This is a genomic window from Enterococcus sp. DIV1316a (assembly GCF_050536915.1).
GTDB lineage: Bacteria > Bacillota > Bacilli > Lactobacillales > Enterococcaceae > Enterococcus > Enterococcus faecalis.
On the sequence record NZ_CP172913.1, the window covers coordinates 1932644 to 1956722 of the forward strand.

General features: G+C 38.0%; 24 protein-coding genes. 2 read left to right on the forward strand and 22 right to left on the reverse strand.

Annotated features, from left to right (window positions below; genetic code table 11):
- Nucleotide 1 precedes the first annotated feature (1 nt).
- The 10 genes from glyQ to IGL56_RS09265 all read right to left on the reverse strand — a co-directional run bounded on the left by glyQ (nucleotide 2) and on the right by IGL56_RS09265 (nucleotide 8848).
- Complete coding sequence (gene glyQ, locus IGL56_RS09220; protein ID WP_002379669.1) at nucleotides 2-910, reverse strand: glycine--tRNA ligase subunit alpha; 909 nt, start codon at nucleotides 908-910, stop codon at nucleotides 2-4.
- 645 nt (nucleotides 911-1555) lie between these two features.
- A complete protein-coding gene (gene recO, locus IGL56_RS09225; protein ID WP_002356748.1) occupies nucleotides 1556-2344 on the reverse strand; it encodes a DNA repair protein RecO in 789 nt (262 codons plus the stop codon).
- A gap of 82 nt (nucleotides 2345-2426) precedes the next feature.
- Entirely contained in the window at nucleotides 2427-3329 is a 903-nt protein-coding gene (gene era / locus IGL56_RS09230) for a GTPase Era (protein ID WP_002359745.1), read from the reverse strand.
- 13 nt (nucleotides 3330-3342) lie between these two features.
- Nucleotides 3343-3744 (reverse strand): diacylglycerol kinase family protein, encoded by a 402-nt coding sequence (locus IGL56_RS09235; RefSeq protein WP_002382764.1) that lies wholly within the window; start codon nucleotides 3742-3744, stop codon nucleotides 3343-3345.
- Entirely contained in the window at nucleotides 3728-4207 is a 480-nt protein-coding gene (ybeY, locus tag IGL56_RS09240) for an rRNA maturation RNase YbeY (RefSeq protein WP_002356745.1), read from the reverse strand. The genes IGL56_RS09235 and ybeY overlap by 17 nt, the downstream gene beginning before the upstream one ends.
- A complete protein-coding gene (locus tag IGL56_RS09245; protein WP_002356744.1) occupies nucleotides 4207-6405 on the reverse strand; it encodes an HD family phosphohydrolase in 2199 nt (732 codons plus the stop codon). Before IGL56_RS09245 ends, ybeY begins: the two co-directional genes overlap by 1 nt.
- 28 nt (nucleotides 6406-6433) lie before the next feature.
- The gene (locus IGL56_RS09250) at nucleotides 6434-7348 is read right to left on the reverse strand and encodes a PhoH family protein (protein ID WP_369810298.1); all 915 of its coding nucleotides are present in this window, start codon (nucleotides 7346-7348) and stop codon (nucleotides 6434-6436) included.
- A 242-nt stretch (nucleotides 7349-7590) separates the two neighbouring features.
- Nucleotides 7591-8040 carry a GatB/YqeY domain-containing protein gene (locus IGL56_RS09255; protein WP_002356741.1) on the reverse strand — a complete coding sequence of 150 codons (450 nt, stop codon included), beginning with the start codon at nucleotides 8038-8040 and terminating at the stop codon, nucleotides 7591-7593.
- A gap of 25 nt (nucleotides 8041-8065) precedes the next feature.
- The gene (rpsU, locus tag IGL56_RS09260) at nucleotides 8066-8242 is read right to left on the reverse strand and encodes a 30S ribosomal protein S21 (RefSeq protein ID WP_002356740.1); all 177 of its coding nucleotides are present in this window, start codon (nucleotides 8240-8242) and stop codon (nucleotides 8066-8068) included.
- 165 nt (nucleotides 8243-8407) lie between these two features.
- On the reverse strand, nucleotides 8408-8848 hold the full coding sequence (locus IGL56_RS09265) for a Fur family transcriptional regulator (RefSeq protein ID WP_002387080.1): 441 nt from the start codon (nucleotides 8846-8848) through the stop codon (nucleotides 8408-8410).
- 98 nt (nucleotides 8849-8946) lie between these two features.
- Here IGL56_RS09265 and IGL56_RS09270 point away from each other — a divergent pair, with 98 nt between their 5' ends.
- Nucleotides 8947-9804 carry a pyruvate, water dikinase regulatory protein gene (locus IGL56_RS09270; protein WP_002382760.1) on the forward strand — a complete coding sequence of 286 codons (858 nt, stop codon included), beginning with the start codon at nucleotides 8947-8949 and terminating at the stop codon, nucleotides 9802-9804.
- 42 nt (nucleotides 9805-9846) lie between these two features.
- Here the strand turns inward: IGL56_RS09270 and thrB are convergent, their stop codons facing one another.
- The 12 genes from thrB to guaD all read right to left on the reverse strand — a co-directional run bounded on the left by thrB (nucleotide 9847) and on the right by guaD (nucleotide 23212).
- Complete coding sequence (thrB, locus tag IGL56_RS09275; RefSeq protein WP_002356734.1) at nucleotides 9847-10710, reverse strand: homoserine kinase; 864 nt, start codon at nucleotides 10708-10710, stop codon at nucleotides 9847-9849.
- Nucleotides 10707-11762, reverse strand: coding sequence for a threonine synthase (thrC, locus tag IGL56_RS09280; protein WP_002356733.1), 1056 nt, complete (start codon nucleotides 11760-11762; stop codon nucleotides 10707-10709). The genes thrB and thrC overlap by 4 nt, the downstream gene beginning before the upstream one ends.
- Nucleotides 11763-11764: 2 nt before the next feature.
- Nucleotides 11765-13057, reverse strand: a complete 1293-nt coding sequence (locus IGL56_RS09285; RefSeq protein WP_065813694.1) for a homoserine dehydrogenase — start codon at nucleotides 13055-13057, stop codon at nucleotides 11765-11767.
- Between the two features lie 51 nt (nucleotides 13058-13108).
- The gene (locus IGL56_RS09290; RefSeq protein WP_002356730.1) at nucleotides 13109-13417 is read right to left on the reverse strand and encodes an ArsR/SmtB family transcription factor; all 309 of its coding nucleotides are present in this window, start codon (nucleotides 13415-13417) and stop codon (nucleotides 13109-13111) included.
- A gap of 116 nt (nucleotides 13418-13533) precedes the next feature.
- Complete coding sequence (gene proC, locus IGL56_RS09295) at nucleotides 13534-14316, reverse strand: pyrroline-5-carboxylate reductase (protein ID WP_002356728.1); 783 nt, start codon at nucleotides 14314-14316, stop codon at nucleotides 13534-13536.
- A 106-nt stretch (nucleotides 14317-14422) separates the two neighbouring features.
- Complete coding sequence (locus tag IGL56_RS09300; RefSeq protein WP_002356727.1) at nucleotides 14423-16147, reverse strand: phospho-sugar mutase; 1725 nt, start codon at nucleotides 16145-16147, stop codon at nucleotides 14423-14425.
- A 120-nt stretch (nucleotides 16148-16267) separates the two neighbouring features.
- On the reverse strand, nucleotides 16268-17719 hold the full coding sequence (locus IGL56_RS09305) for a PLP-dependent aminotransferase family protein (protein WP_002356726.1): 1452 nt from the start codon (nucleotides 17717-17719) through the stop codon (nucleotides 16268-16270).
- 134 nt (nucleotides 17720-17853) lie between these two features.
- A complete protein-coding gene (locus IGL56_RS09310) occupies nucleotides 17854-18882 on the reverse strand; it encodes a permease prefix domain 1-containing protein (RefSeq protein ID WP_002356724.1) in 1029 nt (342 codons plus the stop codon).
- The gene (locus IGL56_RS09315; protein WP_002356722.1) at nucleotides 18879-19211 is read right to left on the reverse strand and encodes a PadR family transcriptional regulator; all 333 of its coding nucleotides are present in this window, start codon (nucleotides 19209-19211) and stop codon (nucleotides 18879-18881) included. Before IGL56_RS09315 ends, IGL56_RS09310 begins: the two co-directional genes overlap by 4 nt.
- A 161-nt stretch (nucleotides 19212-19372) precedes the next feature.
- Nucleotides 19373-20350, reverse strand: a complete 978-nt coding sequence (guaC, locus tag IGL56_RS09320) for a GMP reductase (RefSeq protein ID WP_002356720.1) — start codon at nucleotides 20348-20350, stop codon at nucleotides 19373-19375.
- 141 nt (nucleotides 20351-20491) lie between these two features.
- Nucleotides 20492-21823 (reverse strand): nucleobase:cation symporter-2 family protein, encoded by a 1332-nt coding sequence (locus tag IGL56_RS09325; protein WP_002356719.1) that lies wholly within the window; start codon nucleotides 21821-21823, stop codon nucleotides 20492-20494.
- A gap of 3 nt (nucleotides 21824-21826) precedes the next feature.
- A complete protein-coding gene (gene guaD / locus IGL56_RS09330; protein ID WP_002385764.1) occupies nucleotides 21827-23212 on the reverse strand; it encodes a guanine deaminase in 1386 nt (461 codons plus the stop codon).
- Nucleotides 23213-23431: 219 nt separating this feature from the next.
- Here guaD and IGL56_RS09335 point away from each other — a divergent pair, with 219 nt between their 5' ends.
- Entirely contained in the window at nucleotides 23432-24058 is a 627-nt protein-coding gene (locus IGL56_RS09335) for an MBL fold metallo-hydrolase (protein WP_002356716.1), read from the forward strand.
- The last annotated feature ends 21 nt before the right edge of the window (nucleotides 24059-24079 follow it).

Sequence of the window (24079 nt, forward strand, 5' to 3'; positions counted from 1 at the left end):
GTTATTCTGCCTCCTTGGATACACTTTGATCTTTATTTAATAATGGGAACCCTAATTTTTCACGTTCAGCCACAAAAATTTTCGCTACGGAACGAGCCATATTCCGAATGCGGGCTAAATATCCTGCACGTTCCGTTACAGAGACAGCGCCGCGAGCATCTAATAAATTGAATGTATGGCTACATTTTAAAATATAATCATAGGCTGGGTGAACTAAGCTTTCTTCAATACAGCGTTTAGCTTCTTTTTCAAATTTGTCAAAGTTTTCTAAAAGCATTTCTTGGTTACTAATTTCAAAGGAATATTTTGAATGTTCATATTCAGGTTGCACAAAAATTTCACCATATTTAACGCCTTGTGTCCATTCTAAATCATAGACACTTTCGACTTCTTGGATATATGATGCTAAGCGTTCTAACCCGTAAGTAATTTCAGAAGTGACAGGATGACATTGTAAGCCCCCGACTTGTTGGAAATACGTAAATTGGGTAATTTCCATGCCATCTAACCAAACTTCCCAACCTAAACCAGCACAGCCCATTGAAGGATTTTCCCAGTTATCTTCTACAAAACGAATGTCATGTTCTAATGGATCAATTCCTAATAATTTCAAACTTTCTAGATAAAGTTCTTGGATATTTTCAGGAGAAGGCTTCATTACAACTTGGAATTGATGATGTTGGTATAGACGGTTTGGATTTTCACCATAGCGTCCATCAGCTGGACGACGAGAAGGTTCTACGTAGGCAGCATTCCATGGTTCAGGTCCAATGGCACGTAAAAACGTGTAAGGACTCATGGTGCCGGCTCCCTTTTCTGTATCATAGGCTTGCATTAACATACAGCCATTAGATGACCAAAATTTTTGCAAGGTTAAAATCATTTCTTGTACGGTTAACTTGTTTTTCATTGTTTTCCTCCTTGGAATATTTTTTATAGACATAGGGATTGGCTTTGCTTCGGGAATGTAAATTTAAAAAGGGCTACAGAGAAACAATTTTGTAGAATGGGATAATTTTTATGCTGTTCATCATCTACTCTGTCGCCTTTGCGCCAATTGAGCTTTTTTGAATAAACGTTACTATTTTTTCTTTTGGTGTTAACTGTTTGCTTTTTTTATTCGGTTACAACGTTCCCTTTGGTCACCTTGTGCTGTTCATCATCTACTCCATGTTTTTGGCTAAGCAGTTTGTTTTAACATAGAGGAGACAACGTTCCCTTTGGTCACCTTGTACTGTTCATCATCTACTCTGTCGCATTTGCGCCAATCGTAGTGATTCACAGCAAAAAGTCCCCATGCCTATTAATAGACATAGGGACGAATAATTATCGCGGTTCCACCCTACTTCCGATGTGTTCATCGGCAGCTTCGTTTGTCGTACTCCAAAGTGCCTTTCAAAAGTTCCGTGTTTCTGGCTCCCACTCTCCCAGATTCGCTTAACAGAGGGTTCTTTTTACTTCTCTTTTTCTTCGTACGTATTTAACTTCTCTATCATAATACGGTGTCTGAGGGAAGTTGTCAAATTTTTTTAGAAAAACGTCTGCTTGTTTACGTTTATTTTTCTTCCTTCTTTCGTGGCGGAATTTTTAACGTATTTTCCCACGTTTTCATTTGATCAATAAATTTTTTACTTTTTAAGTGCAAACCAACATATTCATCGTATAACATATCAATCGTTTCTCGAATACTTTTCTTAGTTTCTTCTTTTACTTGAATGTTTTGGACTTTTTCATAGGAGACTTGCGCAAATAAGCGAATAAAATGAATCGCTCTAGGATCTGCATGGTAGCGCTGTTCATCTAAATGCCAATGTTTTTCACAAAGCACACCGCTATACTTTGAAGAGTAGTCAAATTTCCCTTGTGTTTCGCCACAAGCCACACAATGATGCCATTCTGGTCGTACACCAAACCGTTCTAACAATTGAATTTCAAAAATATTTGTAATGATTTCCGGATCTTTTTGCTCATTTAAAGCGGATAATGCCATGTGGGTAAATTGAAATAAGTTCGGATCATAGTGCTGATCTTCAATTGCTGCATCGACTAAGTTTAAAATATATGTTCCATATGCGTTAATAAATATGTCTTGTTGAATGTTTCGAAAAGGTTGAACTTCTTTGCTGCTATTGAGAAAAGATAAGCCTTCTTCTCTAAAGTTCCCGATGTAGACGGCTTCTGTAAATGGCAGAATCGCTGGCAAAAGAGGATTATTTTTTCGATGCGCGCCTTTCACAAAAAACATCAATTTTCCATAGGATTCTGTAAAAATTTTGACGAGTTTATCCTTTTCTTTAAAATCCTTCGTAAATAAAATAATGCCTTTGGTCTCCCCTAATGCCATTCAATTCACTTCCATTTCTTATGTAAATTAGTGTAGTGTTTGGAAAGTTCGTTTATACACTCGCTTCCCAAACACTACTTTCTTAATATTCTTCTTTGCGATAACCAAAATCTTGTAAATAGATTTTTTTGTCACGCCAGTCTTTTTGGACTTTTACCCACAGCTCCAAATACACTTTGTCATCTAATAAATATTCAATATCTTGACGCGCCTTGGTACCAATTTGTTTCAGCATTTTTCCGCCTTTGCCAATAATGATACCTTTTTGACTGTCCCGTTCCACAATAATGGTTGCTTGGACATGGACTTTATCGTTTTCATCCCGTTTCATTGAGTCCACAACGACAGCGACAGAATGAGGAATCTCATCTCTTGTTAAAAGTAACACTTTTTCACGAATTAATTCGGAAACGATAAAATATTCTGGATGATCCGTAATTTGGTCATCAGGGAAATACTGTGGTCCTTCTGGCATTTGCTCAACGAGAACATCCATCAAATGCTCAAAATTATTTCCTTCAGTGGCAGAAATGGGAATAATTTCTTTAAAGTCCATTTGTTTCGAATAGTCTTCAATGATACTCAATAAATCATCTGGATGGACTTTGTCAATTTTATTAATAATCAAGTAGACTGGACTATTATTATTTTTCAATCGTTCAATAATAAAGTCGTCACCTTTCCCGCGTTTTTGATCAGCACTTACCATAAATAAAGTAGCATCTACTTCACGCATCGCATTATAGGCACTTTCCACCATGAAATCGCCTAAGCGGTGTTTAGGTTTGTGAATCCCTGGAGTATCGATAAAAACAATTTGTGCTTCAGGAATTGTATAAATTCCTTGAATCTTATTACGAGTTGTTTGTGCTTTGTCACTCATAATTGCAATTTTTTGGCCGACAATTCGATTTAACAATGTTGATTTTCCAACATTTGGTCTGCCGACAATGGCTACGAAACCAGATTTATGTTCAGTTGTCATTGTATTTCTCCTCTTATTTCCACATTTGAATGATTTGTAAAATTTTTGGTACAAATAGAATTAGTCCTACTAGCACTGCGAAACCGGCTGTTAATAAAACAGCTCCTGCGGCCATGTCTTTAACTTTTTTTCCGATTGGATGAAAGTGAAAATCCGTAAACATATCTACGACATTTTCAAAAATTGTGTTGATAATTTCTGCCAACCAGACAAGAAAAACAGCCAATAGCAACCACAGCCATTCAGCAAGTGTTAAGGAAAACAAGAAACCAAACACAATGGCCGTGACACCAAACGCCACATGTTTGCGCATATTACGTTCTTCTCGAAAAACTGTTTTGATTCCTTGCCAGGCAAATTCTAATGAATTAATAAAATGTTTATTTTTTCCTGTTTGCTCATCTTTTAAGGCCATACGCATCTAAAATCTCTTTCTGTAAACCAAACATTTCTTTTTCATCTTCAGGTTCCATATGATCGTACCCATTCAAATGTAAAAAGCCATGTACTGCCAAAAAGCCCATTTCTCGCTCCAATGTGTGCCCATATTCAACTGCTTGTTCTGCTGCTCGCTCTGTTGAAATAATTAAATCACCTAGATTACGTGGTAGCTCTGCCAACTCTTCATCATCAAAAATAATTGGCAATTCGTCTTCCCCTTCATCCTCTAAAGCAAAACTGATGACATCTGTAGGCATATCTTTGCCCCGATAGTCACGATTAATCACTTGGATACCTGCGTTATCTGTAAAAGTCACCGACATCTCCGTATCTTCGGCAATTTCTAGAAAACCCGCTGCAAATTGCAGCAAGTTTTCGATTTCTTTGATTTCTTCTGTTGGTACTTTCTCGGTTTCATCAATGAAAGTAATATCCATTAGTCATCTCTCTTTTCTTGTTCATCTTTCATTTCTTCTGCTTCAGCTTTCATTTTTGGATACTTAATCCGTGAATGGAAGGTACTGCATAATCCATTAATTAATGATTTTTCAATGATGCGAATCTCTTTCATCGTTAACCCACATTCATCTAATTGGCCATCTGAAATTCTGTCTTGAATCACATTATGCACAAAGGCTTGAATTTTTTCGTTGGTGGGATGATCCATCGCCCGCACAGCAGCCTCACAAGTATCAGCAATACTCACAATCCCTGCTTCTCGTGTTTGTGGACGTGGTCCAGGATAACGGAAGTCGGATTCTTTAATTTCAGGATTGCGTTCTTTTGCTTTCACATAGAAAAATTTCATCAATGTTGTGCCATGATGTTGACGACAAATGTCAATCACCATTTGCGGCATATTGTACTCTTCTAAAATTTTGGCGCCATCAATTACGTGGCCAAAAATAATTTGTTTACTATCTTCTGGTAATAAAAAGTTATGTGGATTTTCTGCTCCAGCAGGTAAGTTTTCCACAAAGAAATTGGCGTGTTTAATTTTGCCAATGTCATGGTAATAACAAGCAACTCGTGTTAATAGCGACCGCCCGCCAATCTCAGCAACAGCGTTAGCGCTCAAACTAGCCACCATCATGCTATGATGATAGGTACCTGGCGCTTCTTCTAACAGTTGTTTTAACAACGGATGGTTCGGATTACTTAATTCATTCAAGACAATCATACTATCATCGGTCACTAATAATTCGATATATGGATGCAAGCCCATTGTTGCTAAAAATGAAAGTACCGTTCCTGCACTTGCACAAATTAAAGCTGTCCACGTTTTACCATCTGTTAAACTCATCCCTTGATAAATCATTAAGACAACCGCCATGAAAACAGGAAAGACCACTACCCACATTAAAGCTGGGAAAACTTGCTCACTCATCCGTTTCCGTTTAACAACTGTTGCTAGAAATCCTGAGAATAAGTACATAATCAGAATAACCGTCAACGAGTTTGTGCCAATAGAATTATAAAAGATAAATAACGCAAAAACGACTTGGAAAATGGCAGCGATTATCCCTGAACGACGATTCACAAAATGATTTAGAATCAGCGGTGCAAAGGCTGCTGGATAGAACAAGGGAATATACATCAACTGCTCTGTTTGGAAAATCTGGAAGAATTTCATTAAAATAACACTGATTAGCATAGCACCCGTGTAAAAGATAATAAACGAGCGTTGTCGCGAAGGCTCAGTCACTTGTTTTGTAAAGAAAATCAACACTTCAACTTGAAGTAAAATAGCTAATGCTAATGCCACCATCGGAAAAATAGAGGTATTTTGACTAGTCATTCCTAGTAGCTCAAGTTTTTCGACCGCTTTTGCATCAATTTGAGTACCTTCACGAACAATAATTTCGCCTTGATAAATCATTGCGGGTTGAACAGCATTCATCGCTTTTTGGCGTAGCTCTTCTGTTCGTTTTTCATTGGCAATATCGTTTACCACAATCCCTTGGTTAACAATGTAACGAATAACTTGTTGCATGGTACTCGTAATATCTAAGTATTGAATTTTACCGTTAGCTTCTTGGCGAATTTTATCTAAATCAGATTCTCGAACGTGATTTTGCATTGCGTCGTCCACCAACATCAAACTTTCTGAACGAACCTTATCCAATTGCTCAGAGGTTAATGTAAAGATTGTTTGATAAAAAACATTAGGAAAACTTTGATAAAACGTAACTTCATCTTGCGGTAAAGATTCAAACAATGATTTTAAGCTAGCTACTCGTTCTTCCACGGTCGGCGCAGGAATCGTTTCTTCCTTTTTGGCCTTCGCTTGCTTGTTGCTGTACTCTTTGTCTACTTTTTCATTCGCAGAATCAATCAATTTAAATAATTTATCAATACGATTATGTTGGACAGATGCCGTATCTTCTTGATAAATATATTCGGGTGTGACAGCTTCTGCTGCCAATTTTTTTCTTTGTTCTGTTTCGTAGGTATTCTCGATATTTTTATTTGCACGAATGGTTTTCTCGGCCAGTTGACCTTCTTTAATTTCTACTCTTTTCTGATGGACGCTGCCAAACATAATCATAAATAAAAGAAGAGAAAAAACGGCTAATAAAATAGGCAAATAGGCTTTACCTAAACGATCCCCTAACTTTGTAAGTACTTTTTTCAAAAGGTACTTTCACTCCTTCCCTAACTGCTTAGGAATGCTTTTGTTGTTCTTTTTCATAGGCTTGAATAATTTGTGCTACAACCGGATGACGCACAACGTCACTGGCTTCAAAATTTACAAAGGCAATTTTTTCAATGTCTTTTAACGTACGCTCGGCGTTAACTAAACCACTTGTTACACCACGTGGCAAGTCAATCTGACTAGTATCTCCATTAACAATCATTTTTGAACTAAACCCTAAACGAGTTAAAAACATTTTCATTTGGGCAACCGTGGTATTTTGTGCTTCATCTAGAATGACAAAAGCATCATCCAATGTACGACCACGCATATAAGCAAGCGGGGCAATTTCAATAACGCCGCGTTCCATTAAACGATTTGTATGATCCATACCAAAAATTTGATACAAGGCATCGTAAACTGGACGTAAATAAGGATCGACTTTTTCTTTTAAGTCACCTGGTAAAAAGCCCAAGCTTTCGCCAGCTTCCACCGCTGGACGAGTTAAAATAATTTTTTGTACTTCGCCTTTTTTTAAAGCTGCTACTGCCATCACCACGGCTAAAAAGGTTTTTCCTGTCCCCGCAGGTCCCACCCCGAAAATGACGTCATGAGTTTTAACTGCATCGATATATTTTTTTTGACCAACATTCTTAATTCGGATGGCCCGACCATGATGGTCCTTCATAATTTCTTCTTCATACATGGCAATAAACGCCTCTAAATTTCCAGCTTTGGCCATTTTTAAAGCAGAAACGACATCTGGCGTATGCACTTTGATGCCTCGTTGAATTAATGTTTGTAGCGCTCTTAACACGGAAGCGACTAACTCTACCTCTGATGATTCGCCAATTAACTGAATAACTTCGCCACGACTATTAATCGTTACGTGGGTATTCTCTTCTAAAAATTTGATATGTTTATCATGTGTTCCTAAAAGCATGTGTGCATCATCAGAATCAGTAAGTATTAATTCCAAAGATTTTGACTGATTATCTGTCAAAAAACGTCCATCTCCTTTATTATATAGTCCTTTACAATGATACCACATTCTTATCTGTTTAAAAAGAAGTCGTACCTGATTTGACTTTGAAAGTCAAAAAAGAGAAAACCGTAAAAAGCTACCGGTTTTCTCTTTGCATAAAAAAACTAGGACAGGATACTGTCCTAGTTTCGATAACGCTCTTAGTTTTCTTGTAATAATTCTTTCACAATTGCGTTAACTTGGTTGCCATCGGCTTTGCCTTTGACTTTCGGCATCATAGCGCCCATCACTTTACCAAAATCTTTTGGTGAAGTGGCGCCAGTTTGCGTCATTACCTCTTGAACTAGTTGACGAATTTCTTCCTCCGTTAGTTGTTGAGGCATATATTTTTCAACAATTGCTATTTCAACTTTTACTTTTTCAACAAGATCGTCGCGTCCCGCCTTTTCAAACTCTGATAAAGAATCTTTTCTCTGTTTCATCTCACGAGACAATACAGTGAGTTCTTCTTCTCCGTTCAATTCACGGCCCGCTTTAATCTGATCATTTTGAATGGCAGTCTTTAACATACGAAGTACGGCTAAAGTTTCTTTGTCTTTAGCTTTCATCGCTGTTTTAATGTCGTCATTCAATGTGGTTAGCAATGACATACCACCAACTCCAATTCATTCAAAACTAGAATTTTTTACGTTTTCTAGCTGCTTCAGATTTTTTCTTACGCTTTACACTTGGTTTTTCGTAGAATTCACGTTTACGTGATTCTTGTAAAGTACCCGCTTTTGAAACGGAACGTTTGAAGCGACGAAGAGCATCATCAAGAGATTCGTTTTTACGAACGACTGTTTTTGACATGTTATTCCCTCCCTCCGAGCTTAAAAAGTAACCGTTTTTCTTATTTGTGGGAAAAACCCACAAATTAAAATACTGTCCTTGTTATATTATAGCTAAAGCATAAATAACCGTCAACCACTCTACTGATAAAATACGAAATTTTTGTTTGATTTTTCGTCTTATTCGCTATTTTTCGCAACAATCGGCACAACGACCAAGTATTTCAAAGCGATGTCCTTCAATTGAACAACCTTTTAACTGTTCTTCAAAAAAATTCATCGGACACATGTGAATTTCTTCCGTTTTGCCACAAACCGTACAAATAAAGTGATGATGATGTTCCACCTCTTGGCAACAACGGAAGCGAAACTTTTGCTCGCCATTTAATTCTGTTTTTTCTAGCAATTCTAAGCGCTCAAAGTCATGCAAGTTACGATAAACCGTATCATAACTGACTCCTTTAAAGGTTTCATTCATAAATTCATACACTTCACGTGCAGAAACATACCGATTTCGCTTAATCAAATAGCTCATCAGTAATTCTCGTTTTTTAGTATATTTTAATCCACTGGCTTTCATGGTTTCTAAGGCTTGTTCAATATTGGTTTTTACTGGTGCCATCGCCATTTCCTCCCTCACCAACCTAAATCAGAATCATTACGAAATAGATTCTGGACTTATGGTATAATAAAATTATTAAAAATGCAAGAAAGGACTTACCCTCTATGACTATTTCTGAAGAAAAAAAATGTGTGACGATTTTTGTCATCTCAGATTCTGCTGGCGAGACCGCTTCAAAATTGGCGGCTGCTTCAATGGCCCAGTACCCCACTGTTGATTTTACTTTGATTAGACGAACATTCGTTAAAGACGAAGATAAACTGGTGCAAGCGTTAGAAGATGCCAAAAAAGCAGAGGCCATGGTACTGCATACTATCATTAATGATCATCTCGTGGCGATTGCTAATCAATTTTTCAATGAGCATCAATTGTTCCATTTTGACATTTTGACACCACCAGTTGCGGAAATCGAACGATTAACAGGTGTCGCACCCATGCGGGAACCAGGTGCCTTACATCATCTGAATGAAAATTATTTTAAACGAATTGAAGCAATGGAATTTGCTGTCAAATATGACGATGGCAAGGACCCACGAGGCTTTTTAGAAGCGGATGTGTTACTTCTTGGCGTTTCCCGAACTTCTAAAACACCGCTAAGTCTCTTTTTAGCCAACAAGAACTTAAAAGTTGCTAATTTGCCACTAATTCCTGAAGCACATTTACCGAAACAATTATTCGAAATGGACCCTAAAAAAATTGTTGGCTTAACCAATGATCCCAATGTTTTAAACGGGATTCGTAAAGAACGAATGCGCGCATATGGATTGCCTGAAAATACTTCTTATTCAGATATTGAAAAAATTCGGCGAGAACTGGCTTTTGCTAATGATCTTTATCAAAAATTAGGTTGTATCGTTATTGATGTCGCTTCTCTTTCAATTGAAGAAACTGCCTCAATGATTCTTAATGCTTTGAACTTAGAAGATCATAGTTATTATTCCACGGAAACATCCGAGGATTAAAAAAAACGAGAAAAAATCACTAGTGATTTTTTCTCGTTTTTTTTAAAAGACTTGAACACCTTCTTGATCAATATTGAAAATTTGGATGCTCGCTTTGGTAGATAATTTCTCCAAGCTTTGAACAATTTCGTTGGTTCGTTCTTCTGGCGACAAGATTAGCACAGTTGGACCAGCACCGCTTAAGAAAGAGCCATAAGCACCTTTTTGCTGAGTTAAACGACGAATTTCTTTTAAGTGAGGAACCAATGAACGACGATACGTTTCATGCCATTTATCTTGTTCCATCATTTTGCCTGCTAAAGGTAAATCCCCGTTTAAAATTGCGGCAATCATAACATTGGCAATTGAGCTGGCCGCGACCGCTTCTTTATAAGCCAATTTTTCGGGCAAAACAGCGCGACTTTTTTCGGTAAATAATGGTTCCTCTGGAATAAATGCAATGACATCACACATTGGAAAGTGATGTTTGACATGGTAGACTTGGTTTTCTACATGGCTAGCCACCACGAAATCTCCTAAAATAGCTGGGGCCACATTATCCGGATGTCCTTCCATCTCTGTGGCCAAACGGACTTTTTCTTTAGGGGACAAATTTAAATGTGCTAGTCGGTTAGCTAATTCAATGCCTGCTACAATCACACTTGAGCTACTGCCTAGTCCTCTTGCAAGGGGAATGTCAGAAACCATCCGAATAACTTTTGGTGTTAATTCTGGTGCAATTTTCAATGCCGTTTGAATTAATAAATTCTCTTCATTAGTAGGAATCTCTTCTCCCAGAGTATGTTGAATTTCCCAAAATTCACTTTCACCTAAAACGTTGATTGTTAAATAAGCGGATAATGCAATGCCACATGAATCAAAGCCAGGTCCTAAGTTGGCACTAGTGGCAGGTACTCTTATTTTCATAGTGTTGCGACTCCTTTTCGTAAGTGCAGACGCATTTCTTCCACGTCACTCATTTTTGAAATAGCTACTTCTGTCTCCATTGCTGTATCAGGATCTTTCAGTCCGTTACCAGTAAAGACTGCCACGACGGTTTCACCTGCTTTGATTTTACCGCTTTTAACATGTTGAATAACTCCAGCTAATGAAGCAGCCGAACCAGGTTCAATGAAAACCCCATCTTGAGCAGCAATTTTTCGGTAAGCCGTTAAAATTTCTTGATCTGTCACGGCATCAATGAAACCACCGGATTCATCCCGTGCCTGTTCTGCTAATTGCCAACTAGCAGGATTCCCAATCCGGATCGCTGTTGCCACGGTTTCAGGTTGCTCAATCACTTGGCCTTTCACGATCGCTGCGGCACCTTCTGCTTCAAAACCATGCATTCTTGGTAAAGTTGTTCCTTGTTTTTCATGCCATTCTTTAAAGCCTTTCCAGTAAGCGGAAATATTGCCGGCATTTCCAACTGGAATCGCTAAGACATCGGGCGCTTGACCTAATTGTTCACAAACTTCAAAAGCTGCTGTTTTTTGCCCTTCTAAGCGATAAGGATTCACTGAATTAACTAGCGCAACTGCCTCAGTTTTCGCAATCTCTCGCACCGCTTTTAATGCTTCATCAAAGTTACCTGGAATCGAAATAATGTCTGCCCCATACATAATAGCTTGCGCCAATTTTCCCAGTGCGATTTTCCCTTCTGGAATCACTACATACGCTTTAATGCCTGCTCTTGTGGCATACGCAGCAGCGGCGGCACTAGTATTTCCTGTAGAAGCACAAACAATCGCTTTGGCACCTTCTTCTACCGCTTTTGCTACAGCCATCACCATCCCGCGATCTTTGAATGAGCCAGTGGGATTTAAGCCTTCGTATTTTCCATATAATTGAATACCTAATTCTTTGGATAAATTAGGTAAAGGAATCAGTGGCGTATTTCCTTCGGCTAAAGAAATCATTGGTGTTTTTTCTGTTACGGGCAAATACGCTTGATACTGTTTTAACAAACCTTCATACATGTTTACTCATCTCCTATAACCTTCATTACATTCAATAACTGAAAGGCTTCCGTATTTTGAATAGCTGTCACAACTTGTTGCATTTGTGCTTTTGATATCTGATGTGTAATGGCAACAATTCTTGCTCGCTGTCCATCTGATTTCTGTTGAACTAATTGATCAAAGCTGACTTCTGCTTTAGTCATTAATTGCGTCAACTGCAAAAATTGTCCTGGTGTATCTGGAACATCTAATGAAAAATAGTACTGCCCAAATACATTTTCGGAACTCGTCAATTGGGTTTTATGTTGATACGAATTGAACATATGGCCAGTCGTTGCCAAGCGAATGTTTTTAGCAATCGTAATTAAATCACTGACAACACTGGTTGCTGTCGGTTTAGCGCCAGCTCCTGGACCGTAATACATTGATTCGCCCACGCCTGCACTTTTAATAAATACTGCATTGTACTCATTCCGAACAGATGCAATAGGGTGCTTTTGATTGACTAGCATAGGCGCCACTTCTACCGAGATACTATTCTCATTTTGTTCAGCAGAGCCAATCAATTTGATTTCATACCCCAGTTGTTTAGCCATAGCGACATCATCTAAAGACAATCCGCGAATTCCACGAATATCAACTTGTGGTAATGAAACATTCATCCCAAAAGCAAATTGACTTAAAATAACCATTTTATAGGCTGCGTCAATTCCATCGACATCATTTGTCGGATTCGCTTCAGCAAATCCCAACGCTTGCGCTTCTGCTAAAGCTTCTTCATAACTTTTATCAGCAGAAACCATTTGCGTAAGCATATAATTCGTCGTACCATTCACAATCCCTAAAACTTGTTGAATATTGTCTGCCGCTAAGCTATTAGCAATTGTTCTTAAAATTGGAATCCCGCCAGCAACACTTGCTTCATAATATAAATCACAATGATGTTTTTGGGCTAACGCTACTAATTCACTCCCATGTTGCGCCAGTAAATCTTTATTAGCAGTCACAATATGTTTACCCTTTTCTAAAGCTTTCATGATATACGTTTTGGCTGGTTCAATGGTTCCCATTAATTCCACAACGATTTGAATCTCTTTATCTTCTAAAATATCATCAATTGAAGTTGTTAAAGAAAGACCGTATTCTTCCGCTTGCGCTTGTTTCGTTTCAAGATTTCGGACAAATGCTTTTTCAATGACTACATTCATTCCTGTCACTTGTGAAATTTTCTCTTGATGTTCTTTCAAGAGAGTTAAAACGCCAGTGCCTACAGTCCCTAATCCTAGTAACCCGATCTTTAAGGTATCCTTCATTTTTACCTCCATCAACAGCGCTATTCTAGTTACGCTATTTTTTCCTACTTTTTATCGATGTTCAATATGCTCAAAGGTCTGATTTAAAATATCTATTACATGATGATCATCCAATGTATAAAAAATCGTTTTTCCTTCGCGACGTGCCTTGACAACCCGGCTATCTCTTAATAATTTTAGTTGATGAGAAACGGCGGACTGTTCCATTCCCAATTGTTCACTAATCGCCGTTACGTTATGTTCGCCTTCTTTTAAAAGTAGCAAAATTCTTAAACGTGTTGGATCACTTAATACTTTATATAATTGACTTACTTGTTTGATTTCTTCCATTTGTTTCATTATAGTCGCCTCACTTTGCACTCATTATAACACAGAGTTTTTTAAAATAAGAACTGCGATTGTTCTTTCCTACGAAAAATATGGCACAAAGAAAGTTGGAAAAATGACAAACTTGTCGATTTTCCAACTTTCTTCATCTATTCGTGGTTGGCTTGCTGAACTGCATCCATCACGGCATAACGGAAGCCATTTTTTTCTAAAGCTACGACACCGCGAATCGTACTTCCTCCTGGAGAAGTCACTTCATCTTTCAATGCTCCTGGGTGTTTTTTCGTGTCTAAGGCTAAGGTCGCCGTTCCTTTTATCATTTGAGCGACAATTTCATAAGATAAGTCCCTTGGTAACCCTTCTAAGACTGCTGCATCTCCCAATGCTTCCATAAAGATATCAACAAAAGCTGGACTGCAACCAGCCACAGTGCCAAAAGTTTCCAGTTGTGCTTCACGAATTTCTTTGACTAACCCTAAAGTAGCAAGAAGTTCCATTACCAGTTCCTTCGTTTGGCCTTCAATTGTTGGTGCCAAAGCTACGCCAATCACGCCTTGGTTCACGCTAACTGGTGTATTAGGAATGGCATGAACAACTTTGGCTTCTTTATTGCCAAGGGCCATTTGTGCTTCTTGTATGGTATGACCTGTTGCAACAGAAATCAATAGACTTTCGTTGGAAAAATGAGGGGCTAATTCCTGAAGGACAGGTAACACGACCTTTGCTCCTGTCGCAATAAAAATAACCTTACATTCTTGGAAAAGTGCATAATCTGTGACAAGTTGAAAGCCCCACTCTTTTTGAAGTGCTTCTGCTGTTCCACTTGAGCCGCCTTTCACATATAAATGTTCCTTCTTGACTGTCTCAGCTTTCAGTAACCCTTTAATCATGGCACCGCCCATACTACCAGCACCGATAAAGCCAATTTTCATAGCATTCCCTCCTTAGTTAAATAAAGTGTTTGTGTCAAAAGTCAATTAGCTTTTGACACAAACACTAACATTCGTACTTTTTTCCGTACAGCCTGTTTCGTTTATTTTATTTTGTTAATTCATTAACGACTGCTTCAAACGCAGCAATTTTTTCAGAAGCTTCTGAACTACTTGTTGCTTTTGTTGCTAGATAGAATTTAATTTTTGGTTCTGTTCCTGATGGTCGGATAGCAATCCAACTGCCATCTTCTAAATGATATTTCAACACATCAGAAGGAGGCGTTTGTAATTGTTCTGTTTGACCATCTGCAAAAGTGCGTGTTAATTCTTTAAAATCTTCCGTTTGAGCAACTTGAATCCCGGCAAACTCAGTTGGCGCTTGTTCACGACATTTTGCCATTAAAGCTTTGATTTTACCGCTTCCTTCAATTCCGCTCATTGTTACGGAAATAGTTTTTTCTTCAAAGTAACCAAATTCTTCAAAGATATCTTGTAAGCCATCGTATAATGTTTTTCCTTGTTTTTTATAGAAAGCCGCTACTTCTGCTAATAAAACTAACGCTTGAATTGCATCTTTATCACGAACAAAAGGTTTCACTAAGTAACCATAACTTTCTTCAAAACCAAACATAAACGTTTGACTGTGGTCTTCTTCGTATTGTTGAATTTTTTCAGCAATAAATTTGAAACCTGTTAAAACATTAAACATCTTCGTATTATATTTCTCAGCAATCGCTGTAGCAAGTTCACTAGAAACGATTGATTTTAGAACCGCAGCATTTTGAGGCAACGTGCCTGCTTGTTGATGGGCTTCTAAAATATAATGAATCATAATTGAACCTAATTGATTTCCTGTTAATACTTGGTAGTCTCCGTTTGGCATCCGCACAGCAGCACCTAAACGATCAGCATCTGGATCTGTTGCAATCAATAAATCAGCGCCTTCTTTTTCCCCTAAACGAATCGCGTATTCAAAAGCTGAATGTTCTTCAGGGTTTGGTGACTTAACTGTAGTAAAGTCAGGATCAGCAACGGCTTGCTCAGGTACTAAAACAAATTTTTCAAAACCGGCTTGTTTTAATGCCTTTTCTCCTAACATTTTCCCAGTTCCATGTAAGGGAGTGTAAACTAATTTTAATTCTTTACCCATTTCGTTAATTAATTCTTGATTAATCGTAACTGTTTTAATTTCTTTCAAATACGCGTTATCGACTTCTTCACCAACAATGTTAATTAAACCGCTGTGGGCAACTTCTTCATCTGATAAGACATCAATTTTCAAAGGATTTTCGATACTACGAACATATTTAGTTAATGCATCTGCATCAGCTGGCGGCATTTGACCACCGTCTTCACCATAGACTTTGTAGCCATTATAGGCAGCTGGATTGTGAGAAGCCGTAATCATGATTCCCGCAAAAGCTTTAAAGTAGCGGACCGCAAAAGATAATTCTGGTGTTGGTCGTAAGCTTTCAAACACAAAAGAAGGAATATCATGTTTAGCTAATGTTTTAGCTGCTTCCATTGCAAATTCTGGAGACATATGACGTGAATCATAGGCAATAGCTACACCGCGACGTTTTGTTTCAGGATCTTGCGTATCCATAAAACGTGCAAGTCCTTCTGTTGCTTGACGAACCGTAAAGATATTCATCCGATTAATACCGGCGCCTAAAATCCCGCGCATCCCGGCAGTCCCAAATTCTAATGGTGCGTAAAATGCATCTTCACATTTTTCAGGGTCTGTATTTAAGTCCTTTAATTCATTTTTTAAATTTTCTGGAATATTTTCTTCATTTAACCATTGTTGGTAAACTTGTTCCCAAGACATGGAAAACACCTCATTTGTTTTTTTGTTTTTACTTTTTAAGTATAGCATTGGATATTCGTTTAGAAAAGGGAAGTTGTAGCGTTTTCTCTCAGCAAATGATTTTTATAAGAAAAATCTTACTTACTGTTCTATTTTTGTTTGTCTATTTTCAGAAAGCTGTCGTGTAATCCGTACCATTCGCTCACAAAAAAGAGGCATTTCTTCTGGTGAAATTCGGGAACAGTTCAAGCGAATACTTCCACGTTTTTCACTAAAAGCGACACTTGGTGCTACCAAAACACCTTCTCGTAAAAACACTTGCCAATCTTCTGGCTTAAGTGCCCCTTGACGCCAATGTGCCCATAAATAAAAGCCGCCCTTTACTGGCGAAACTTCCCATTCTGGCAACGATTTAAATACTTGATATACAGCTGTTGCTCGTTGTTCCACTTGTTTATTTAATAACGTAATTTTTTCAGAAAAAGAAGGATCTTCAATCGCCATTTTAGCGAGCATCTGCGGAAAAATACTCAACGAAACATCCATCATTTTTCTGGCTTCTGCAATTTGTTTCGTCACGGAGGCGGGCGCACTTAACCAACCAATTTTCGTGGTCGAACCTAAAATTTTTGACAACGAACCGATATACAAGACATTATCTGGATCTAATTTTTTTAAAGGAGGAATTTCTGTTTTCGGGATAAAACTTAGCTGCCCAAAAACATCATCTTCTAAAATAGGAACTTGATACGTTTGACAAACTTTCACGAGCTGTTCTCTTTTTCTTAAAGGCATCACTGTCCCAGTCGGATTTTGAAAGGAAGGATTAACCATAACCATTTTGATGCGATGTTGTCGGATTGTTTGTTCTAGCGCTTCAAGATCAATCCCTTCCTCTGTCATGGGCACACCAAATAAGCGCACACCAGCAGCTTGGAAAATTGGTAAGGCATAGAAGAAAGATGGATCTTCTACGGCAACACTATCTCCTTGTCTCAATAAAACTTGTAAAACTAAAAAAAGTGCTTGTTGCGCACCTGAAGTAAGCAATAAACTTTCACTTGGTAAATGAAGCTGATATTCCGTTGCTGTAATGGCTTGGATTTCTTTTCTTAACGGCAAATAACCTAATTCATCTTGTGCTTCCTCTTTTAAAAATTGTTTCCAATTTAATGCTGGAAAATCGAAACTGGGAATTAAGTCTAACGGCAACTCACCTGTATACATATCTAAGTCAGTCGGCAAATTTTGTTTAGCACGTAACTCAATCTCTGCCACCAAGGGATGAACTTGTTTGAACACATTTTGTTCTAAATAACGATGCCAATCCGTTCGTGGCGTCATCATTACCCCCCATTTTCCTTCGTTGACAATCGTTCCGCTCCCTCTTTTTCGCACAATCCAGCCTAAGTCCACCAGTTCGTCTAATGCATGAACAACGGTTGAACGATTGACAGACAAGTACTCTGCCAGTTTACGTTCTGAAGGGATTTTTTCGCCTGGTAATAATTCGCCTGTTTGAATCTTTTGAACAATCACTTCCATAATACTGCGATAAATGGGAACATTTTGTTCTTTTTTAAGTTGCCACATAGCAATCACCTCAACAATTGGATGAGTTAAAAGTAATCCAGTTCAATGCTTTTGTCAATCAAAAATACAAGAAAAGTGGGACAGCCGTTTTGACGAATGTCCCACTTTTCTGTTTTACTATTAACAGGTTTGTCTCAATGTTTGTGTAAAAATGCTTGGATGGTGTTATAAAAGATTCCTGCGAACATAAAGATTAACCAACTAAACCGCCAATCCCCTAAAACAAAACTAATAAATAGATAGAGTGCAACAACTAAGGGCCAATAAACGGATGCAATAATTGCACCGACAGGATTTCCCACAGGTCCTTCCTCTGTTTTTGTTTGTTGAGGGGCAAAATCAGGATGACCAACATGTTCTGAATAAAAATAAGTTTCATTTAGCAATTTATTAAAACTTCCTTTAATTACTCCACCAAATATAAACAAGAAGACGCCAACCGATACTAAAAAGAAGAGCCAACTAATCCCCATCGTTCCATTATAATATTGTCCGCCCATCATTTGATGCATGGAACGGCGCATCATCAGATGAAGGCCACTACTAAAGACAACAACTGGGATTAAACCCAAAATACAAAAAACGACGCCCGCTGCCATACAAAAAATAAATGATCGTTGAAAACTTTGTTCTCTTTGTGCAACTTCTTTTTTTAACTTAATCGGAATCAATCGTTGCCCCAGTTGTTTGTCCATTGCAACAAACCGATTACCAGCAACAATAAATAATGGAACGCCGATTGCCACACCTATGAAAAGACAAACTAAACCAAGACCGTTAGAAAGAACACCACGCATACCAACCAGCAAGCCAACACCCACCATGATTGCAACAACACCAAGACCAATTTGAATAGCACCTTTACGTTGGACAGCTAAATAGTCAAGTCCTTCCTCCACTGAAATTTCTGGCAAACCGTTCATTGAATCGTTTGTTTCATCCACTTGTTTATTTTCTAAATTCAATTCTTCCATTAATTCATCAATAGTACCAAATTCAGAAATAATTGTACCAATTGCTTCATTTTCCGATTTTCCTTGGCTGAGCAAGTCTTCATAACGATCCTCAGCATTTGCTAATAAGTCCGCCTTTAATTGTTTTGTTTCAGATGTTTCAACAACGCCTGAAAATAAGCTATCAATAAATTCTTCTATAATTTTCATTTTCCCATCTCCTTTACAAATGCTTCGACGACGTCTTTTGTTACTTCCCATTCTAGTAACTTTTCCTCTAAATAACGCTCTCCTGCATGGGTTATTTGATAATAGGTCCGCTTTTTGCCATGCGTTACTTCTCCTGGAAATGATTCAATGTAGCCATTTTTCTCTAAACGTGTAAAAGCAGAATAAAGTGTCGTTTCTTTAATCGAATATTGTTCTTTAGAAATTTCACGAATGCGTTTAGAAATCGCATAACCATATGAAGCGCCGGATTGTAAGATTGAGAGAATAAAGGTATCGTTGTATCCTCGAATTGCATCACTACCAATCACATAAATTCCTCCCTCAAGTACTTCAACTATCGTACTACGTCTGTCGTTGTAATTATCTTAACACGATTACTACGATAGGTAAAGTAAAAAAAGCACGTAATGCAGAAATCATTTTAATTTCTGCACTACGTGCTGTCTTCTTTTCAGTCTATAGTTGAATGTTAAATGGTATCACCATTAAAAATAGAATTTTTTACAATCACATAATCAACTTTACGAATCGCTTCTAAATCGCGACCTCCCGCGTATGAAATGGAAGATTGTAAATCTTGTTGCATTTCGACTAAAGTATCTGCCAACTTCCCTTTATGGCGTAACCAGATTTTTTTGCCTTCAACGTTTTTCTTTTCGCCTTTTTGGAATTCAGAGGCGCTACCAAAGTATTCTTTGTAAACAACGCCATCTTCCACTTTTGTTTCACCTGGTGATTCTTCATGTCCAGCAAATAATGAACCAATCATGACCATAGTTGCCCCAAAACGCACAGATTTTGCAATGTCTCCATGGGTCCGAATTCCACCATCTGCAATAATTGGTTTCCGAGCAGCTTTGGCACACCAACGTAAAGCCGCTAACTGCCAGCCACCTGTCCCAAAGCCAGTCTTAATTTTAGTAATACATACTTTTCCTGGTCCAATCCCCACTTTGGTGGCATCGGCTCCAGCGTTTTCTAATTCGCGAACGGCTTCTGGCGTTCCAACATTGCCCGCAATAACGAACGTTTCTGGTAAAGATTTTTTCAAGTGTTGAATCATATTAATCACCGCATTTGAATGACCATGGGCGATATCAATTGTCACGTAGTCAGGAACTAAACCTTCTCGGGCTAACGTTTCAACAAAAGCGTATTCCCCTTCTTTCACACCCACACTAATTGACGTGATTAAGCCCTTTTGTTGCATTTTTTTAATAAATGGCACTCGCGCCTCTTCATCAAACCGATGCATGATATAAAAATAACCATTTTCAGCAAGGGTTTCCGCAATCGTTTCATCAATAATTGTTTGCATGTTCGCTGGAACGACAGGCATTTTAAACGAATGTTTTCCTAAAGTTACTGTAGTATCACATTCAGAACGACTATTCACGATACATTTATTGGGAATTAATTGGACATCTTCATAATCAAAAACTTTCATACTTACTGCCTCCTAGTTATTTACAAAAATAACGTAAAAACCGAACATTCGGTCATTTAACGTTCGTGTTTACAAACACCATTGTTAATTTACACTATTTACCGCCACTTGTCAAAGGCGTTTTAACGAAAATTAATCTTTTTAACCTTCTTGAACGTTTGGTAAAATGGCCTGCAATAAAATAGCAACAATTGAGGCAGTTGCCACGGGTGAACTAAATAAATATTGTAAAAATTGTGGTAGAGTTTCCAAAAACTCTTTTGGTAACAATGTCAACGCTAATGTCATAATAATCGGAACGGCAATTACATACATCTCTTTTTCATGAATTGTTACATCGCTCATGACTTTCATTCCACTTACAGAAATGATGCCACAAACAACCACAAAAACACCGCCGATAACTGGTGCCGGAATGGCCGAAATCAAGGTGGAAAGTTTTCCAGATAAGCCAAATAAGACAAACCACGCACCTGCAGCCACAAAAACCTTGCGACTAGCAACTCCAGTGATTGAAATAATCCCAGCATTTGTAGAGTAACTAGTTACTGGCGTGCCGCCAATGAATGAAGAAACTAAGCAACCTAAGCCTTCACCAATTACGCCGCGATTAATTTTTTCTTCGGTCAAAGGTTCAGCGACAACATGACTCACAGCAAACCAAGTGCCTGTTGTTTCCGCCATTAAAACCAGATAAATAACTAACATCGTGGCAATAGCTGACCAATCAAATTGGAAAGAAAAGTTAACTAATGGTAACTGAGGCAAACTAAACCAAGCCGCTTTACTAACGGCTGATAAATCAAGTACCCCTAATAATTGTGCCGCGATGCTCCCAAATAATAATGCCAAAATGACAGAAGAAACGCGGAAAATCCGCCCTTTTTTCAAAGCAGAACCTAAGAGCGCAAAGAAGATCAACGTACCCGCTGCTATAAATGCTAATAAAATATTTTGTCCTAATTCCCCTTTTGCGTGGTAAATATTATCCGATAAAGCGACTGGCATTAACGAAAGACCCACCACAAAAATAATTGTTCCTCCCACAATTGGTGGAACAAATTTAGTGATTAAACGATTAAAGATACCAGTAAATCCTAATATAATAACAACAATTGCCCCCACTAAACTAGCACCTAAAACTGCGCCCCAGCCATTTCCTTGTTGGTTATTGGCAAAATAAATTCCTGCAATTGCCCCGATTGGAATAAATGAAGGGCCTTGCGCAACTGGTAATCTCATACAAAAATGAGATTGAATAATCGTGGCAAGTCCTGCTGCTATGAATGTTGCTTGGATTAAAGAAGACGTTTGTGCTGTGCTAATCCCAATAATTGAAGCAATGATCACAGGTACGACGTACACGTCCATTGCTAAGACATGCTGAATCCCTAACATAGTGGCCTGCCCAAAAGATACTGAATCTTCTGGCCCCACTGTTAAATGAAGATTATTTTGTTTCTTTTCACTCATTTTTTATACTCCTTTAGTTGCTGACATTAAATTTTTATCATGTACTTTTTCACCTTGTACCCAGACTTCTCGAATATTTTCTGGTCGTGCTAAATATAAGATTTTTTGGAAAATATCAAGCAATGATTCCCCTTGATTTTTAGGGATTCGTGCTTGTGACAAGCTTGTATTAATAATTTGAACATCCCAAGCATACCCTTTTTCTAATTTCCCAATTGGCAAACTTAGCGCTTGACCACCACCAGCAGTAGCTAAATAAAACGCTTCATTTACGGTAATCCTTGCTGTTTTGACACCTCGTACTTCTGGTTTTTTTGTAGCATCGACGCCATCTTCTAACATTCTAGAAGAAATAACCGCTTGCTTTAAATTGTCAAAAAGACTTGGTGAAAAACCACCTGAAAGATCACTACCTAAACCAACTTCTACTTGATGTTGATGTACTAATTTTGCAATCGGTGTTACCGCATTGCCAAAATAAGCATTAGAGATTGGGCAGTGCGCCACAGCCGTCCCTGTTTCATGGAATAAATTCATATCTGCTTCTTCTAAAAAGCCTGCATGTGCCATCACTGCTTTTTCTGTTAATAAACCAAAATCATTCAATGCTTGAGCATCATTTTTTCCAAAACGTTCTTGAACAAATTGATGTTCCCAATCACTCTCACTACAATGACTTTGAACATGGACTTGATATTTCGCTGCTAATTCTCCTAATCCTTTAAGTGCTTCCTCTGTACAACTAGGAATGAAACGCGGAGTTACAACGGGATACACGCCTTGTTTTGTTTGCTGCGCTAATGTTTGAATTTCTTGAATAAACCGTTCCGTTTCTTCTAATGCTTGTTGCGTTGTTTGATCACGATAGTATTCAGGATTCTCATTAAGATCATCCATTACAACTTTACCAATTAAGCCACGCTGCCCTTTTTCCGCACAAATCTCTGCCAAACGACGGCTGGCTTCATAATGAATGGTTGCAAAATAAAGGGCTGTTGTTGTCCCATTAGCCAACAATTGGGTTACCAATTCATCATAGACTTGTTGGGCAAATGTTAAATCTGCAAATTTGGACTCTAAAGGAAACGTGTACGTATTCAGCCATTCATACAATGGAATATCCAAGGCGGTCCCAGATTGTGCCCACTGAGGTGCATGGACATGTAAATCAACAAAGCCAGGTAAAAGATAAGAATCTTGGGGCAATTCTTGAAAACGTTGTGCCTCTTTTTGTTCTGCTAGCACAGTTTCATACGCTTCAGCATCTGGTTCAATTATTTCCTGAATTACTCCGGCCTCATCTATACAAAAAAGTGTCTCTTCATAAACTTTAATCTCTTGCAAATTTTTACTAGAAAAACCTGTTCCTTTTATTACAAAATGAAACATTTAATATTCCTCCTTACTATCACATGAAGATTATACATAAACTTTCGCTTAATAACTATAAAAATGTGATTTTTTTAAAAAAAATACGTGTTAAAACAAGCAAAAACCGAACATTCTAAGAATGATTTATTTTTTCTTTGGATAAACAAGAAAACTTTCTATTCTTAAGATTCTTCGGTATACTTGAAGAGAATCGTTAGAACTTTAGGAGGTCCTGAGATGATACAGATCGAACAAATTAGAACAGGTGTTATTCAAGAAAACTGTTATCTTGTTTATAATGAAGAAGCATTATTAATTATTGATCCAGGTGCAGAAGGAGCAAAACTAATTCAAGAAATTACCCGTTTAGGGAAGAAACCAGCCGCTATTTTATTAACACATACTCACTATGATCATATTGGTGCGGTAGAAGAATTGCGCCATCATTATCAAATCCCTGTTTATGTTAGTCCATTAGAACAAGCGTGGCTTTCCAATCCTATTTTGAATCTTTCAGGATTAGGCAGACATGATGATATAGCAAATATTATTGTTCAGCCCGCCGAACATGAATTTAAACTAACCGATTATGAAATTGGCGGCATGAAATTTTCCGTAGTCCCAACACCTGGTCATTCAATTGGTAGCGTCAGCTTTGTCTTTGATGATTTTGTTGTTGTTGGGGATGCATTGTTTAAAGGTAGTATTGGTCGTACCGATTTACACACTGGTGATATGCAACAATTATTACACAGCATTACGACCTATCTATTCACTTTACCAGAAGAATTTCCTGTTTATCCAGGCCATGGTGATGCCACGACCATTCAACATGAAAAAGCCACAAACCCATTTTTTAATTAGAGATTTATTCACTATTTAAAG